The organism is Pseudomonas sp. RIT-PI-AD, assembly GCF_025642785.1.
Taxonomy (GTDB): domain Bacteria; phylum Pseudomonadota; class Gammaproteobacteria; order Pseudomonadales; family Pseudomonadaceae; genus Pseudomonas_T.
Genome location: NZ_JANZKU010000003.1, coordinates 45,250 through 60,310, shown reverse-complemented (window position 1 = coordinate 60,310; position 15,061 = coordinate 45,250). Strand labels below are relative to the sequence as shown.

The 15,061-nt window shown below is 66.0% G+C and carries 13 protein-coding genes; 8 read left to right on the top strand and 5 right to left on the bottom strand.

Going from position 1 to position 15,061, the window contains the following annotated elements:
* The first annotated feature begins 221 nt into the window (after positions 1-221).
* The gene (gene ettA, locus OGL92_RS03370; protein ID WP_263140447.1) at positions 222-1,886 is read left to right on the top strand and encodes an energy-dependent translational throttle protein EttA; all 1,665 of its coding nucleotides are present in this window, start codon (positions 222-224) and stop codon (positions 1,884-1,886) included.
* A 424-nt stretch (positions 1,887-2,310) separates the two neighbouring features.
* Here the strand turns inward: ettA and OGL92_RS03365 are convergent, their stop codons facing one another.
* From OGL92_RS03365 to OGL92_RS03355, 3 genes are all read right to left on the bottom strand, one after another.
* A complete protein-coding gene (locus OGL92_RS03365) occupies positions 2,311-2,844 on the bottom strand; it encodes a gluconokinase (protein ID WP_263140445.1) in 534 nt (177 codons plus the stop codon).
* Between the two features lie 242 nt (positions 2,845-3,086).
* A complete protein-coding gene (locus OGL92_RS03360) occupies positions 3,087-4,313 on the bottom strand; it encodes an RtcB family protein (RefSeq protein WP_263140442.1) in 1,227 nt (408 codons plus the stop codon).
* Positions 4,314-4,574: 261 nt separating this feature from the next.
* The gene (locus tag OGL92_RS03355; RefSeq protein WP_263140962.1) at positions 4,575-6,389 is read right to left on the bottom strand and encodes a DUF4105 domain-containing protein; all 1,815 of its coding nucleotides are present in this window, start codon (positions 6,387-6,389) and stop codon (positions 4,575-4,577) included.
* Between the two features lie 249 nt (positions 6,390-6,638).
* Between OGL92_RS03355 and OGL92_RS03350 the strand changes: the two genes are divergently transcribed.
* The 4 genes from OGL92_RS03350 to OGL92_RS03335 all read left to right on the top strand — a co-directional run bounded on the left by OGL92_RS03350 (position 6,639) and on the right by OGL92_RS03335 (position 11,148).
* Complete coding sequence (locus tag OGL92_RS03350) at positions 6,639-9,200, top strand: AAA family ATPase (RefSeq protein WP_263140440.1); 2,562 nt, start codon at positions 6,639-6,641, stop codon at positions 9,198-9,200.
* 189 nt (positions 9,201-9,389) lie between these two features.
* Positions 9,390-9,731, top strand: coding sequence for a hypothetical protein (locus OGL92_RS03345; RefSeq protein ID WP_263140438.1), 342 nt, complete (start codon positions 9,390-9,392; stop codon positions 9,729-9,731).
* Between the two features lie 207 nt (positions 9,732-9,938).
* Positions 9,939-10,433 carry a TIGR00645 family protein gene (locus tag OGL92_RS03340; RefSeq protein WP_263140436.1) on the top strand — a complete coding sequence of 165 codons (495 nt, stop codon included), beginning with the start codon at positions 9,939-9,941 and terminating at the stop codon, positions 10,431-10,433.
* 97 nt (positions 10,434-10,530) lie between these two features.
* The gene (locus OGL92_RS03335; RefSeq protein ID WP_263140433.1) at positions 10,531-11,148 is read left to right on the top strand and encodes an FKBP-type peptidyl-prolyl cis-trans isomerase; all 618 of its coding nucleotides are present in this window, start codon (positions 10,531-10,533) and stop codon (positions 11,146-11,148) included.
* A gap of 272 nt (positions 11,149-11,420) precedes the next feature.
* Here OGL92_RS03335 and OGL92_RS03330 read toward each other — a convergent pair whose 3' ends face one another.
* Together OGL92_RS03330 and OGL92_RS03325 are read right to left on the bottom strand one after the other, a co-directional pair.
* The gene (locus OGL92_RS03330; protein ID WP_263140432.1) at positions 11,421-11,663 is read right to left on the bottom strand and encodes a hypothetical protein; all 243 of its coding nucleotides are present in this window, start codon (positions 11,661-11,663) and stop codon (positions 11,421-11,423) included.
* 132 nt (positions 11,664-11,795) lie between these two features.
* Entirely contained in the window at positions 11,796-12,764 is a 969-nt protein-coding gene (locus tag OGL92_RS03325; RefSeq protein ID WP_263140427.1) for a polyprenyl synthetase family protein, read from the bottom strand.
* Between the two features lie 243 nt (positions 12,765-13,007).
* Between OGL92_RS03325 and rplU the strand changes: the two genes are divergently transcribed.
* The 3 genes from rplU (at position 13,008) to cgtA (ending at position 14,970) form a co-directional block, all read left to right on the top strand.
* Positions 13,008-13,319, top strand: coding sequence for a 50S ribosomal protein L21 (gene rplU, locus OGL92_RS03320; protein ID WP_263140417.1), 312 nt, complete (start codon positions 13,008-13,010; stop codon positions 13,317-13,319).
* A 39-nt stretch (positions 13,320-13,358) separates the two neighbouring features.
* On the top strand, positions 13,359-13,616 hold the full coding sequence (gene rpmA / locus OGL92_RS03315) for a 50S ribosomal protein L27 (RefSeq protein ID WP_263140415.1): 258 nt from the start codon (positions 13,359-13,361) through the stop codon (positions 13,614-13,616).
* Positions 13,617-13,749: 133 nt separating this feature from the next.
* Positions 13,750-14,970: an Obg family GTPase CgtA gene (gene cgtA, locus OGL92_RS03310; RefSeq protein WP_263140414.1), complete on the top strand. Its 1,221-nt coding sequence runs from the start codon at positions 13,750-13,752 to the stop codon at positions 14,968-14,970.
* Positions 14,971-15,061 lie beyond the last annotated feature (91 nt).

The window sequence follows — 15,061 nt, the reverse complement described above, 5'->3', positions numbered from 1 at the left end:
GCCTGACGTCGGATGGAGGGCGCGGGGGGCGGCTAGCATGCCCGGACTCGGGGCAAAGTGCCAGTATCGCCCGGCGAGCGGTTTGCCCTGCCCGGTGCATTCCGGTAGCTTTGCCGCACGTGCGCGCGCATGAGCGTGCTACCTCTCAGGGCCGCCGCCCCGGCTGTGACAAACCGCGGCGGCTGCCCCTTTGACTGTAGACAAGGTAAAACAAGGTCATCATGGCTCAGTACGTTTACACCATGCATCGGGTCAGCAAAGTCGTGCCCCCGAAGCGGGAAATCCTCAAGGACATCTCTCTTTCTTTCTTTCCCGGCGCCAAGATCGGCGTGCTCGGCCTGAACGGCGCGGGCAAGTCCACCCTGCTGCGGATCATGGCCGGCGTCGACACCGAGATCGACGGCGAAGCGCGGCCGATGCCCGGCATCAATGTCGGCTACCTGCCCCAGGAACCGCAGCTCGACCCCCAGCAGACCGTGCGCGACGTGGTGGAGCAGGCGGTGGGCGCGATCAAGCAGGCCCAGGCGCGCCTCGACGAGGTCTATGCCGCCTACGCCGAGCCGGACGCCGACTTCGACGCCCTGGCCGCCGAGCAGGCCAAGCTGGAAGCCATCCTGCAGGCCTCCGACGGCCATAACCTGGAACGCCAGCTGGAAGTCGCCGCCGACGCCCTGCGCCTGCCGCCCTGGGATGCCCGCATCGAGCACCTGTCCGGCGGCGAGAAGCGCCGGGTGGCGCTGTGCCGGCTGCTGCTGTCGGCGCCGGACATGCTGCTGCTCGACGAACCGACCAACCACCTGGATGCCGATTCCGTCGCCTGGCTGGAGCACTTCCTCCACGACTTCCAGGGCACCGTGGTGGCGATCACCCACGATCGCTACTTCCTCGACAACGTCGCCGGCTGGATCCTCGAGCTGGACCGTGGCCACGGCATCCCCTTCGAGGGCAATTACTCCGGCTGGCTGGAATCCAAGGCCGCGCGCCTGGCCCAGGAAGCCAAGCAGGAATCCTCGCACCAGAAGGCCATGAAGGCCGAGCTGGAGTGGGTGCGCCAGGGCGCCAAGGCACGCCAGTCGAAATCCAAGGCCCGCCTGCAACGCTTCGAGGAAATGCAGTCCCAGGAATTCCAGAAGCGCAGCGAGACCAACGAGATCTACATCCCGGCAGGTCCGCGCCTGGGCGACAAGGTCATCGAGTTCCACAACGTCAGCAAGGGCTATGGCGATCGCGCCCTGATCGACGACCTGTCCTTCAGCGTGCCCAAGGGCGCCATCGTCGGCGTGATCGGCGGCAACGGCGCGGGCAAATCCACGCTGTTCCGCATGATCATGGGCAAGGAGCAGCCGGATTCCGGGCGTATCGAGATCGGCGACACCGTGCAACTGGCCAGCGTCGACCAGAGCCGCGACAGCCTGGAAGGCAACAAGACCGTCTGGGAGCAGGTGTCCGACGGGCTCGACCAGATCCGCATCGGCAACTACGAGGTGCCGTCCCGTGGCTACGTGGGGCGCTTCAACTTCAAGGGCGCCGACCAGCAGAAGTTCGTCAAGGATCTCTCCGGCGGTGAGCGCGGCCGCCTGCACCTGGCGCTGACCCTCAAGCAGGGCGGCAACGTGCTGCTGCTCGACGAGCCGTCCAACGACCTCGACGTGGAAACCCTGCGCGCGCTGGAAGAAGCGCTGCTGGACTTCCCCGGCGCCGCCATCGTCATCTCCCACGATCGCTGGTTCCTCGACCGGATCGCCACGCACATCCTGGCCTACGAGGACGACTCCCAGGTGGTGTTCTTCGAAGGCAACTACACCGAGTACGAAGCCGACCGCAAGAAACGCCTGGGCGACGCCGCCGCGCAGCCGCACCGGGTGCGTTACAAGAAGCTGGCGTAAACGCCTGCACGATCCGCGACGGGGCCGAAAGGCCCCGTTTTCATGTGCGGGTTCAAGAATGCGGAGAGAAGGGCGCCGGTTGAGGGGGAAGGCTGCCGGCGTAGCGGACGCGCACCGCCTCGACGATCGTCGTGCCGGCGGATGGATGCCCTTCGACGATCGGTGGCTCGTGCGCCTGTGGGAGCGAATTCGTTCGCGGAGTGGCTTGAGCGGTTCCAGGCGGGTTCGTCGTCTGGGCGGCAGCATCGCGGATGAATCCGCTCCCACGGGGTTTAGCGCGATGCGCGGCAAGGTGCCTCGTCGGTGTCGGGGGCGCCGTCGGCGGTGGGATCGAGGGCCAGCGAAGGGTTCGAGAACCCCGCGTCGATTCAAGCGGCCCGAGCGTGACGAAGCGCCTGTCGGGGCTTCGCGCGCGGCGACGTCGTCAGGGCTGTGGCAGTCGCTCGATGCGCCGGGCGAGGTCTTCGACGAGCTCTTCCACGCTCAAGCGAATGTCCAGGGTCCAGGCTTCCGCCGGTCCGGGCCGTTCCAGGGCCTGTAACTGGCTGTTCAGCAGGGCGGGGTCGAAGAAGTGACCGCTGCGGCCGCCGAGACGCTCGGCGAGCAGGTGCTCCGGCCCGTCGAGGAACACCATCAGGAGGTTCTCGTCCTCGCGTCGCAGCAGGTCGCGATAGGCCCGCTTCAGCGCCGAGCAGGCGAAGACGTGGCGGCCGCCCTCGCGCTGGCGTGCCTCGATGGCGGCGCGCATATCGCGCAGCCAGGGCTGCCGGTCCTCGTCGGTGAGGGGGATGCCGTGGGCCATCTTGGCCTTGTTGGCCGCGCTGTGGAACTCGTCGGCGTCGGAAAACCCGCAGCCCAGGCGTCTGGCGAGGCGGCTGCCGATGGTGGTCTTGCCGCTGCCGGATACCCCCATCACCAGGATGGTCTGGACGCAGCGCTGCGGTTCGGGGGATGTCATGCGCGCCTGTCTCCTTCGAGGGCGAAAGCGCCATTCGCTCGCCAACCCCGACCGATAGTCGCCGCCCCATCGCGCTCGGTCAACCACGGCAGACCACGCCCCACCGCATGGCATGGCATGGCACTCGCTCGGGCGCTGCTCCAAAACGATGGGCGGGTCAGGGCCCTCCGTCTCCAAGCGGAACGCCACTTCGCAGGCGAGCCCGGCTCCGCGCGCCTTGCATCGAAGGCATCACCGCTTCGTCAGCCCTTCACGCACACCACCTGGCGGAGCCTGTGCACCACTTCCACCAGGTCGCGCTGGGCGTGCATGACGCGCTCGATGTCCTTGTAGGCCATGGGGATTTCGTCGATCACGTCCACGTCCTTGCGGCATTCCACGTGGGCGGTGGCGCGAATTTGGTCTTCCAGGGTGAAGGTCTTCTTCGCCTGGGTCCGGCTCATGCTGCGCCCGGCCCCGTGGCTGCACGAGCAGAACGCCTCCGGGTTGCCGAGCCCGCGGACGATGAAGCTGCCGGCGCCCATGGAGCCGGGAATGATGCCCAGCTCGCCCTGCTGCGCCGAGACCGCACCCTTGCGGGTCACCAGCACCTCGCGGCCGAAGTGTCGCTCTTTCTGCACGTAGTTGTGGTGGCAGTTCACCGCTTCCAGCTCGGCCTCGAAGGGCTTGGCGATGACCGAGCGGGCCGCGGCGATCACCGCCTGCATCATCAATGCACGGTTCTGCCGGGCGAAGTCCTGGGCCCAGCCCACCGCTTCCACGTAGTCGTCGTAATGCCGGCTGCCTTCTTCGAAATAGGCGAGGTCGCGGTCCGGCAGCGTGGCGAGGTGCTGGCGCATGTCCGCCTGGGCCCGCTCGATGAAATGGCTGCCGATGGCGTTGCCGACGCCTCGCGAGCCACTGTGCAGCATGAACCAGACGCGCTGGGCCTCGTCCAGGCAGACCTCGATGAAATGATTGCCGGTGCCCAGGGTCCCCAGGTGCCTGCGGTTGTTGGTGTTGAGCAGACGCGGGTATTTGTCGGTGATCCGCTTGAAGCGCCCGGCCAGCGGTGCCCAGGCGCGGTCGACCGATTCGGGGACCTGGTCCCAGGCGCCGATGTCGCGCTTGCCGCGACCCAGGCTGCGTCCATGGGGCACGGCCCTTTCGATGGCGCTGCGCAGGCCGCGGAGATTGTCCGGCAGGTCGCCGGCGGTGAGCGAGGTCCGCGCGGCGATCATGCCGCAGCCGATGTCCACGCCCACGGCCGCCGGGATGATGGCGCCCAGGGTAGGGATCACGCTGCCGATGGTGGAGCCCTTGCCCAGGTGGACGTCCGGCATCACCGCCAGGTGCTTGAAGATGAACGGCATCCTCGCGGTGTTCATCAGTTGCCGGCGGGCGTCGTCTTCCACCGCCACGCCCTGGGTCCAGAGCTTGATCGGTTTGCCATCGGCGACCTCGAGCAGTTGATAGCTATCGGCGTTCATCCGGGCTCCTGCATATCTGGGGTCTCATGAGCTGACTGCGGACAGGGGCAGCACACCGGGCTGACCGGCCTTCCCCAGGCTGGCGCCCCCGTCGCGCCTAGGGCAATAGAGCCGAACCGCGCGGGCGAGTTGCAGCCCTGGGGCGAGCCGTCAGCGCCTGGCGTCGCTCGGCGCGCCTTTTGGGGCGGGGGCCTACGAGGCCGCCGATCAGGCCGGCGCGTCGCCGGAACGGAGCACGCGCGGCGCCGACGATCCAGGGCCTCAGTAGTGGTACCACTTCATTTCCAGCATCACCTCGTTCTGCGCGCCGCCGATGTGGCTGAACGACCGATTCGCCGAGAGGCGCAGGCCGAGGTTGCGCGAGAGCTCCCACTGCTGGTTGAGGGACAGGCTGCGGCGCACTTCGCCGGTATTGAAGTAGTCGCCCTTGGCTTCCAGGCTGAGGTTGCCCAGCGGATTGCGCCACAGCAGGCCGCCGTCGAAGCCGGCCGCGCCGGCGATGAACGGCGCGAAATCGCCGTTGTGTTCGACCCGCGCGGTGGCCATGGCGAAGGCCAGGGTTTCCTCGCCCAGCAGCCAACTGCCGCCCGCGCCCCCGTTGATGTGGCTGACCAGGGTTTCGTCGCCGTCGTGACCCGGTACCCGTTCCAGGCCGCCCGCGACCTGCCAGGACCAGGGTTGCAACAGCGCGGTGCGCGGCGTCAGCGAGCGGATGGTGGCGAAATCCAGGCGTTGCAACTGCCAGTGGTTGCCTTCGTACTGGCGCAGCTTGAGCTGGGCGATCTCGATCTGCGCGCCCAGCGGGAAGCCGCTGAGGTTGTCTTCCAGGTCGTGGTAGGCCATGCGCAGGCCGTATTCGGCGAAGGCCTCGCCGTCGCGGCTGCCGGCGCCGAGCTGCCAGGTGCGCGACTCGTGGCCGTTCTCCGGCAGATCGGGGCGCTCGACGTGCAGGGGCGGCGGCGGGTTGCGGTTGATCGCCTGCAACAGCTTGAAGCTGCGGGTGCTGCGCGCCGCGTCGCGTTCGGCGCCGCTGGAGCGGTAGCGCAGCAGGCGGAAGGCGGTGTCCTGGATCAGCGCGCGGCGCTCGGCCGGCAGGGCGAGGAAGTCCGGCTGGGTCAGCAGGCTGTCGTCATCGGCCAGGCGCAGGGCGCGCGCCTGCTCTTCGGCGTCCAGCGGCTTGGCCCGTGCCTGCAATTCCTTTTCCCGCGACGGCCGGTAATCGATGCGTTCGATCAGCCCGGCGTCCTGCACCGCGCGTACGGTGTCGGTGGGAATCGCGGTGATCGGGAAGTGCTGGGTCAGCTCGACGCCGGGGCGGGCGATTTCCAGCAACTCGAGCAGGCGGAACGAGCAGTTCTCGTCGAAGAAGTAATAGTCGAAGCGGATCTGTTTGAGCTCCCAGACGTGCTCGACCATCCGCCCGGTTTCTTCCGGGGTCAGGTTCAGCCGGTATTCCCACAGGTCGCGATTCTCCAGCCGGCTGTATTCGCCGAGCTTGTCGCTGTAGGGGACCAGGGCGAACAGCCCCGGATAACCGCCCATCAGGCCCTTCCAGGCATAGAGGATGCTGTTGTCCATGCCCTCGATGAAGGCGCCGAAGTTCAACGCATAGCTGAGCAGGGCGGTGTTGTGGCTGTCGACGTCGGCCTGGTCGACCCGCAGCAGGGTGTGGCCGAACATCGAGGACGGGCTATTCAGGTAGGCGGCGGGAAACACCAGCACGGTGCTGTTGGGGTTGACGTCGACGTACCACTTGCGGAACTCGGCACAGGCCGGCTGCGGCAGGTCGTTCAATTGCAGGCGTTCGCGCAGCCAGCGGGTGCGCGCCGGGTAGACACATTGGGCATGCCGGTCGCCGAGGCTGGCCGGGGCGTACAGGGCCTCAAGGGTCGCGGCGAGCTCGGCCGCGGGGTTCCGGGCGCCCTCGGCCGAGAGGAAGAACCGCGGGTCGTCGACGTAGCTGCGCCAGCCGCCGAGCTTGGCGGTTTCGTAGTGGCCCAGGGATATCCAGTAAGGGTCTTCGGCGAGGCGCGCAAGACGCGGTTCGGCGGTGGCCGCGTGGCAGGTGGCGTGCAGGAGCGCGCCGAGGCTGAGCGTGAGAGACGCCAGGGTCCGTTTCAAGTCGCTGTTCTTTTTCGAAGGGCGGGGCGGCGGAGCTTTGCCAAGGGGCGGCCCGCTGTCAAGCGACACGCGCCGCAGGCTGCCGATCGGCGGCGGGCGGCGCACCGGCGGGGCGGGCGGCATCGGCCTTGCCACTGGCGCGCGGGCGGCGCCAGAATGACGCCATCGCCCATGAGGCCGCGTAGCGCCCAGTAAGGACCCCCGATGCCCAAATCCGTTGCAGCCAGCCTGCGGCTGGCGCCCGATGCGCTGACCCGTCCCTTCGATCCGAACCAGTTCGCCTTCAAGACCACCGATGACCTGGAACCTTTCCGCGGCGTGCTTGGCCAGGAGCGCGCGGTGGAGGCCCTGCAATTCGGCGTGGCGATGCCGCGCCCCGGCTACAACGTGTTCGTCATGGGCGAGCCGGGCACCGGCCGCTTTTCCTTCGTCCAGCGTTACCTGAAGGCCGAGGCCAAGCGCCTGGAAACGCCGGCCGACTGGGTCTACGTCAATCATTTCGACGAACCCCGCGAGCCGCGCGCCCTGCAACTGCCGCCGGGCGAGGCGAGCGCCTTCATCGACGACCTCAACACGCTGATCGACAACCTGCTGTCGACCTTCCCGGCGGTCTTCGAGACCCCGACCTACCAGCAGAAGAAGAGCGCCATCGACCGCGCCTTCAACCAGCGCTACGACCGTGCCCTGGACGTCATCGAGCGTCTCGCGCTGGAGAAGGACATCGCGTTGTACCGCGACAGCACCAATATCGCCTTCACCCCGATGAAGGACGGCAAGGCGCTCGACGAGACCGACTTCGCCCAGTTGCCGGAAGAGGAACGCGAGCGCTTCCACGAGGACATCTCCGGCCTCGAGGAACGCCTCAACGAGGAGCTCGCCAGCCTGCCGCAATGGAAGCGCGAGTCCAGCAACCAACTGCGCCAGTTGAACGAAGAGACCATCACCCAGGCGTTGCAGCCGCTGTTGTCGCCACTGTCGGAGAAATACGCGGAAAACGCCGGCGCGGTCGCCTACTTGCAGGCCATGCAGGTGTTCCTGCTGAAGACCGTGGTCGAGCAACTGGTGGACGAGAACCGCGGCGATGCCCAGCGCCGGCAGATGCTCGAGGAGCAGTACTGCCCCAGCCTGGTGGTCGGCCATCCCGCCAGCAGCGGCGCGCCGGTGGTGTTCGAACCGCATCCGACCTACGACAACCTGTTCGGCCGCATCGAATACGGCAACGACCAGGGTGCGCTGTTCACCAGCTATCGCCAACTGCGCCCGGGTGCCCTGCATCGGGCCAACGGCGGCTTCCTGGTGCTGGAGGCGGAGAAGCTGCTGGGCGAACCCTTCGTCTGGGAAGCCCTGAAGCGCGCCTTGCAGTCACGCCAGTTGAAAATGGAGTCGCCGCTGGCCGAGCTGGGTCGGCTCGCCACCGTGACCTTGACGCCCCAGGTGATCCCCCTGCAGCTCAAGGTGGTGATCATCGGTTCGCGGCAGCTCTACTACACCCTGCAAGACCTGGATCCGGACTTCCAGGAGATGTTCCGCGTGCTGGTGGACTTCGACGAGGACATCCCGCTCGGCGAGGACAGCCTGGAGCAGTTCGCCCAACTGATGAAGACGCGCACCTCGGAAGAGGGCATGGCGCCCCTGACCGCGGCGGCGGTGGCGCGGCTGGCGACCTATAGCGCGCGCCTCGCCGAGCACCAGGGGCGCCTGTCGGCGCGCATCGGCGACCTGTTCCAACTGGTCAGCGAGGCGGACTTCATCCGCCAACTGGCCAGCGAGCCGGTCACCGACGTCGGTCACATCGAACGGGCACTCAAGGCCAAGGCCACCCGTACCGGCCGGGTGTCGGCGCGGATCTTCGACGACATGCTGGCCGGGGTGATCCTGATCGACACCGACGGCGCCGCGGTGGGCAAGTGCAACGGGCTGACCGTGCTGGAGGTGGGCGACTCGGTGTTCGGCGTGCCGGCCCGGATTTCCGCCACCGTCTATCCGGGCGGCAGCGGCATCGTCGACATCGAGCGCGAGGTCAACCTGGGCCAGCCGATCCACTCCAAGGGGGTGATGATCCTCACCGGTTACCTGGGCAGCCGCTACGCCCAGGAATTCCCCCTGGAAATCTCCGCGAGCATCGCCCTGGAGCAGTCCTACGGCTACGTCGACGGCGACAGTGCCTCGCTGGGCGAGGTCTGCACGCTGATTTCCGCGCTGTCGCGCACCCCGCTGCGCCAATGCTTCGCCATCACCGGTTCGATCAACCAGTTCGGCGAAGTGCAGGCGGTCGGCGGGGTCAACGAAAAGATCGAGGGCTTCTTCCGCCTCTGCGAAGCCCGCGGCCTGACCGGCGAGCAGGGGGTGATCATTCCGCAGGCCAACGTCGCCACCCTGATGCTCGACGAGCGCGTGTTGCAGGCGGTGCGCGCCGGACAGTTCCATGTCTACGCCGTGCGTCAGGCCGATGAGGCGCTGAGCCTGCTGGTCGGCGAGCCGGCCGGCGCGGCGGACGAAAAGGGCCGCTTCGCCAAGGGCAGCGTCAATGCCCGCGTGGTCGAACGCCTGCGGGAAATCGCCGAGATGGGTCTGGAAGACGAGGACAAGGGGCCGGCGAAGGCGCTCGCCGGCGAACTCGGGCAAACCGTCGCCGCGGTTCCCGAGGAGCCGCGCCAGGGACCGCGCAAGCGCCCGGAAAAGACGCCGGTCCAGCCTCCGGTGAAAGCGCCGACCAAGCCACGCAAGGCACCGCCCAAGGAAAAGCCGGCCGGCCCCGTCGTCTGAAACCGGACTGGCGCGGCCACCTGCTCAGAGACTGAGCAGGTGGCGTCGGCGCTGATCCTGCGCCGCGTCCAGCGGCTTTTCCTCGCACCACCCACAGGGTTATCCACAGAAGCTGGGGACAAGCGGTACGCTTTTCCCAGGCAGGTTGCGGGTGTAGGCTGAGCCCTGGACTTCGCGAGGAATGCCAGCATGCCGCGCAACCTCAGCCTGACCCGCCAATGCCTCGGCCTGGTCACCCGGATCGAGTGCGTGATCCGTCCCCTGGCCGGCGAGCGAGGACTCTGGACCCTGATCTTCGCCGCCGGCATGGCAGGCGAGCAACCCTCGGTGATCAAGGCGCAGGGCCCATTCCACGGGCCTTTCGTCGCGGAATCCATCCTCGCTTCGATCGTCGAGTGCCTGACCGAGCTGGGGTACGCCGAGGCGCGTGACCTGCCGATCTGGCGTCTGCACCTGCTGGCCGAACTGCGACGCCTGAACGAGCGACGCCGTCCCCACCTGGGCGATTACCAGTTCCGCCCAGAGCGCTAAAGCGTAGCTTTTGCACGATGTGCCACAGCCCACGCCGCGCCGTTCCCACAGCCGTTCATCCCAACCCCGTCCACAGTTTTATCCACAGCGAACGGGGATAACTTTTGCAACGTTTTTAGCGCGCGTTTCGCCCACGCTCTGGCTCGATCAGGGCAGGCGCTGGGTATACTCGCGGCCGTTTTTTGTCATCTGCGAGCTCGGTCGTCCATGGAACGTTTTCTGGAAAATATGATGTATGCCTCCCGCTGGCTGCTGGCACCGATCTACTTCGGCCTGTCGCTGGCGCTTCTCGCGCTCTGCCTGAAGTTCTTCCAGGAAGTGGTGCACATCCTGCCCCACGTATTCGAGAAGACCGAGGCCGAGCTGATCCTGGTGTTGCTGTCGCTGATCGACATGTCCCTGGTCGGCGGCTTGCTGGTGATGGTGATGTTCTCCGGCTACGAGAACTTCGTGTCGCAGCTGGACATCGACGACGGCAAGGAAAAGCTGAGCTGGCTGGGCAAGATGGATTCCGGTTCGCTGAAGATGAAGGTCGCCGCCTCCATCGTGGCCATCTCGTCCATCCACCTGTTGCGCGTGTTCATGGATGCGCTCAATACGGGTAACGACAAGATTTTCTGGTACGTGGTGCTGCACATGACGTTCGTGATCTCGGCCTTCGCCATGGGTTATCTGGACAAGCTGACCAAGCACAGCCACTGACCGCCGCTGCCGGGGCGTCGAGGTGCTGGATGGAGCGCGGTGCGCGCGCCGGCCTGTGCTAGGCTGTCCGGCCTTTTTCGCCAGCGGAGCACCGCCCATGTCCGAACTCAACCTTTCCACCGACGAAGCACGCGTCAGTTACGGTATCGGGCGTCAGCTCGGCGACCAGATCCGCGACAACCCGCCGCCCGGCGTCGACCTCGACGCGGTCATCGCCGGCCTGCGCGATGCGTTCCACGGCCAGGACAGCCGTGTCGATGGCGCCACGCTTTCCGCCAGCTTCAAGGTGATCCGCGAGCGCATGCAGGCTGAATCCCAGGCCAAGGCCGAAGCGCTGGCCAGCCAGGGCAAGGCTTATCTGGTCGAGAACGCCAAGCGTGACGGCGTGACGGTACTGCCGTCGGGCCTGCAATACGAAGTGCTGGTGGCCGGCGACGGCGCGCGGCCGTCCCGGGACGACCAGGTGCGTACCCACTACCACGGCACCCTGATCGATGGCAGCGTGTTCGACAGCTCCTACGAGCGCGGTCAGCCGGCCGAGTTTCCGGTGAGCGGGGTCATCGCCGGCTGGGTGGAGGCATTGCAGTTGATGAACGCCGGCAGCAAATGGCGTTTGCACGTTCCCAGCGAACTGGGCTACGGCGCTCAGGGGGCGGGCAGCATCCCGCCCCATAGCGTGCTGGTGTTCGACGTGGAGCTCCTGGACGTTCTCTAGGCGCCGTACGAGAAGTGCCTGCGCGCGATGATGCTGCGTTAAAAGCAGGCTCAGAAGGCTCATTTACAGCACGTAAACTCGGCTTCTTTACCTGTTTTTGCCTCGCCTGATCCTCGCTCGGCGACTTTTACAGACCCTAGGACTGCCCTCCAGGCGTGTCCGGGCAAGCCTTCCGTGGCTTGCCCGGACACGGCGGGGCATCTTGCCCCGTTCGTGCGTCGCCCTCCCGGGCGGGCGACGCACAGCCGACGCGTCCTGCGTCGGGCGAAAGATCAGTGCAATTCCCCTTGCGGTCGCAACGCCCGCGCATAGCAGAACAGGAACAGGCTGCGCACCATTTCCTTGAGCACCGAGGGTTCGCTGGAATTCAGCCCGGCCAGATCCAGATCGCCCTGGTCGCGCAGTTCGTCCAGTGCGTCCTCTTCGAGTACGGCGCACACTTCCCCGGTTTCACGGTGGAGGATGCGCAGGTAGGGATGCGGGCGGTCCAGCCAGGCATCGATCAAATAGGTCATGACTCATCTCCTTGTTCGTCGTAGAGATGAGAATAATTCTTATTACACAAATGGCAAGGCGTAAATCGCCCATTCGTCGTCCGGGCATGAAAAAGCCCGTCACCGGGACGGGCTTGCATGGCCCACGAAAAGTCAGTGGGTGCGGGCGACGGCGAACCGGCTGAGTTCGATGAGGGCTTCGCGGTATTCGCTGGGGGGCAGGGCGTCGAGGCAGGCGATGGCCCGCTCGGCATAGTCCTGCGCCAGCTTCGCCGTGTAGTCGAGGGCGCCCGCGGCTTCCACCGCGGCGCGGATGCCCTCGAGGTCCTGGCTGCCGCCTTGCTGGATCGCCTGGCGGACCATGGCGGCCTGCTCGGCGGTACCTTCGCGCATGGTGTAGATCAGCGGCAGGGTCGGCTTGCCTTCGGCGAGGTCGTCGCCGACGTTCTTGCCTAGGGTGCCGGCGTCGCCCTTGTAGTCGAGCAGGTCGTCCACCAATTGAAAGGCGATGCCCAGGTGATCGCCGAAGGTCCGCAGCGCCTCGCGCAGGGTCGGCTCGGCGTCGGCCAGGGCGGCGGCGCTGTGGGTGGAGGCCTCGAAGAGCATGGCGGTCTTGCCGCGGATGACTTCCATGTAGGTTTCTTCGCTGGTGCTGGCGTCGCGTATCTTCGACAGTTGCAGCACTTCGCCTTCGGCGATGATCCGGGTGGCTTCCGACAGGATGCGCATGACCGGCATCGAGCCCAGCTCGACCATCATTTCGAAGGACCGCGAATAGAGGAAGTCGCCCACCAGCACGCTGGGGGCGTTACCCCACAAGGCATTGGCGGTGGAGCGGCCGCGGCGCATGCCGGACATGTCGACCACATCGTCGTGGAGCAGGGTGGCGGTGTGCAGGAACTCGATGGTGGCGGCCAGCAGGCACAGGTCGTCGCCATGCCGCCCGAGGGCCTTGCCGCACAACAGCACCAGCAGGGGACGTAACCGCTTGCCGCCCGCCGAGATGATGTAATCGCCGATTTTTTCGACCAGGGGAACGCGGGAAGCGAGTTGTCGACGGATGATGCCGTCGACGGCGGTGAAGTCGTCCGCCACCACGCGGTAGAATGCCTGGGGTTGCATCAGCGACAGGTGCTCCTGAGAGGTTGCGCGGCATGCTAGGGGCCGGGTCAGGGGCTGTCAAGGCGAGCACGGACGAGGCTTGCGGAGCGCCACCCGCTTGCGTACAATCGCGGCCCCTGAACTTCCTTGGGCATTTTCCTGCCTTACGCAATTGCACGGGCATCCATTTCGCCCCATGCAGCCATGCCGGCCACTTCCTCTTTCTATAAAGCGCCGGGTGAGCAGGTTTAACGGAGAAAATCCATGTACGCAGTAATCGTTACCGGTGGCAAGCAATACAAGGTCGCCGAAGGTGAATACCTCAAGATCGAGAAGCTCGAGATCGCTACCGGCGAATCCGTGACGTTCGATCGCGTTCTGCTGGTCGGCAACGGTGATGCCGTGCAGATCGGCGCCCCTGTCGTCGCCGGCGCCACCGTCGTTGCCGAAGTGATCGCTCAAGGTCGTCACGATAAAGTGCGCATCATCAAGTTCCGTCGTCGTAAGCACCACATGAAGCGCCAAGGCCATCGTCAGTGGTACACCGAGATCAAAATCACCGGTATCCAAGCCTGATTCATTCGGCTCGGTTCCCCTTATTTGGAGGCTTGACTCATGGCACACAAAAAAGCTGGCGGTTCTACCCGCAACGGTCGCGATTCGGAATCTAAACGCCTTGGCGTGAAGATGTACGGCGGCCAGGTCGTCAAGGCCGGCAACATCCTCGTGCGTCAGCGCGGCACCAAGTTCCACGCCGGCTACGGCGTCGGTCTGGGCAAGGATCACACCCTCTTCGCGAAAATCGAAGGCGTGATCAAGTTCGAGACCAAAGGCGCTTTCGGTCGCAAGTACGTGAGCATCGTCGCGGCCTGATCGCGGCTCTGCTGGAAAAGCCCTGTCTCGCGACGGGGCTTTTTTGTTTCTGTGTCGCGGAAACCGAGCATTCGGCTTCCTGTATCCTATGTCCTTTGTTTTTTGACCCGTCGTCGTGGCGGGAGGCGTCCCCATGAAATTCGTCGATGAAGTATCCATTCACGTAAAGGCCGGCGACGGCGGCAACGGTCTCATGAGTTTCCGTCGCGAGAAATTCATCGAAAAGGGCGGTCCCAACGGCGGTGACGGTGGCGACGGCGGTTCGGTTTACCTCGAGGCCGACGAGAACCTGAATACCCTGGTGGACTACCGCTATACCCGCCGTTTCGATGCGCAGCGCGGCGAGAACGGCGGTAGCAAGGATTGTACCGGGCACAAGGGCGAGGACCTGATCCTGCCGGTGCCGGTGGGGACCACCATCATCGACGCGTCGACCCAGGAAATCATCGGCGACCTGACCAAGGCTGGCCAACGCCTGCGCGTGGCGCAGGGTGGCTGGCACGGGCTGGGTAATACACGCTTCAAGTCGAGCACCAACCGTGCACCGCGGCAGACCACTCATGGCAAGCCGGGCGAAGCGCGCGACCTGAAGCTGGAGTTGAAGGTACTTGCCGACGTCGGTCTGCTCGGCCTGCCCAACGCCGGCAAGAGCACCTTCATTCGGGCTGTGTCGGCCGCCAAGCCCAAGGTGGCGGATTATCCGTTCACCACGCTGGTGCCGAACCTCGGCGTAGTCAGCGTGGGGCGCTACAAGAGCTTCGTGGTCGCGGACATTCCCGGGCTCATCGAGGGCGCGGCGGAGGGCGCAGGCCTGGGCATTCGTTTCCTCAAGCATCTGGCGCGCACGCGTTTGCTGCTTCACTTGGTGGACATGGCGCCGCTGGACGATAGCGATCCGGCCGTCGCGGCCGAGACCATCATCCAGGAGCTCGGGCGCTTCAGCCCGGCGCTCACCGAGCGCGATCGCTGGCTGGTGCTGAACAAGGCCGACCAGTTGCTCGACGAGGACCGCGATGCGCGTGTCCAGGCGGTGATCGAGCGCTTGCAGTGGGATGGTCCGGTATTCGTCATTTCTGCCCTGGAGCGCGAGGGAACCGAGGCGCTCAGCCAGGAGATCATGCGCTATCTCGACGAGCGCACGCTGCGCATGGCCGAGGAGCCGGGTTATGCCGAGGCCTTGGCGGAGCTCGACCAGCGTATCGAGGACGAGGCTCGCGCGCGGCTGCAGGCTCTGGACGATCAGCGTGCCCTGCGTCGCGCCGGCTTGAAGAATGTCGATGCGCAGGACGACGATGAGGATTTCGAGGACGAGGAAGACGACGGCGAGGGTCCGGAAATCTTCTACGTACCCTGATCGGTTCAGGTCTGGATGGCGCGGTATCGCTGGCGCGCCGCGTAGGATTGTGGCGGGCGACGTGAGGCGTTATCCGTCGATGAGGGTTCGG

What these genes read in the sequence shown, in the direction of transcription:
- ettA (WP_263140447.1), top strand. Translation starts at nt 222, where the DNA reads ATGGCTCAGTACGTTTACACCATGCATCGGGTCAGCAAAGTCGTGCCC.
- OGL92_RS03330 (WP_263140432.1), bottom strand. Translation starts at nt 11,663, where the DNA reads ATGACCTATTTGATCGATGCCTGGCTGGACCGCCCGCATCCCTACCTG.
- rpmA (WP_263140415.1), top strand. Translation starts at nt 13,359, where the DNA reads ATGGCACACAAAAAAGCTGGCGGTTCTACCCGCAACGGTCGCGATTCG.
- rplU (WP_263140417.1), top strand. Translation starts at nt 13,008, where the DNA reads ATGTACGCAGTAATCGTTACCGGTGGCAAGCAATACAAGGTCGCCGAA.
- OGL92_RS03335 (WP_263140433.1), top strand. Translation starts at nt 10,531, where the DNA reads ATGTCCGAACTCAACCTTTCCACCGACGAAGCACGCGTCAGTTACGGT.
- OGL92_RS03325 (WP_263140427.1), bottom strand. Translation starts at nt 12,764, where the DNA reads ATGCAACCCCAGGCATTCTACCGCGTGGTGGCGGACGACTTCACCGCC.
- OGL92_RS03350 (WP_263140440.1), top strand. Translation starts at nt 6,639, where the DNA reads ATGCCCAAATCCGTTGCAGCCAGCCTGCGGCTGGCGCCCGATGCGCTG.
- OGL92_RS03345 (WP_263140438.1), top strand. Translation starts at nt 9,390, where the DNA reads ATGCCGCGCAACCTCAGCCTGACCCGCCAATGCCTCGGCCTGGTCACC.
- OGL92_RS03365 (WP_263140445.1), bottom strand. Translation starts at nt 2,844, where the DNA reads ATGACATCCCCCGAACCGCAGCGCTGCGTCCAGACCATCCTGGTGATG.
- cgtA (WP_263140414.1), top strand. Translation starts at nt 13,750, where the DNA reads ATGAAATTCGTCGATGAAGTATCCATTCACGTAAAGGCCGGCGACGGC.
- OGL92_RS03360 (WP_263140442.1), bottom strand. Translation starts at nt 4,313, where the DNA reads ATGAACGCCGATAGCTATCAACTGCTCGAGGTCGCCGATGGCAAACCG.
- OGL92_RS03340 (WP_263140436.1), top strand. Translation starts at nt 9,939, where the DNA reads ATGGAACGTTTTCTGGAAAATATGATGTATGCCTCCCGCTGGCTGCTG.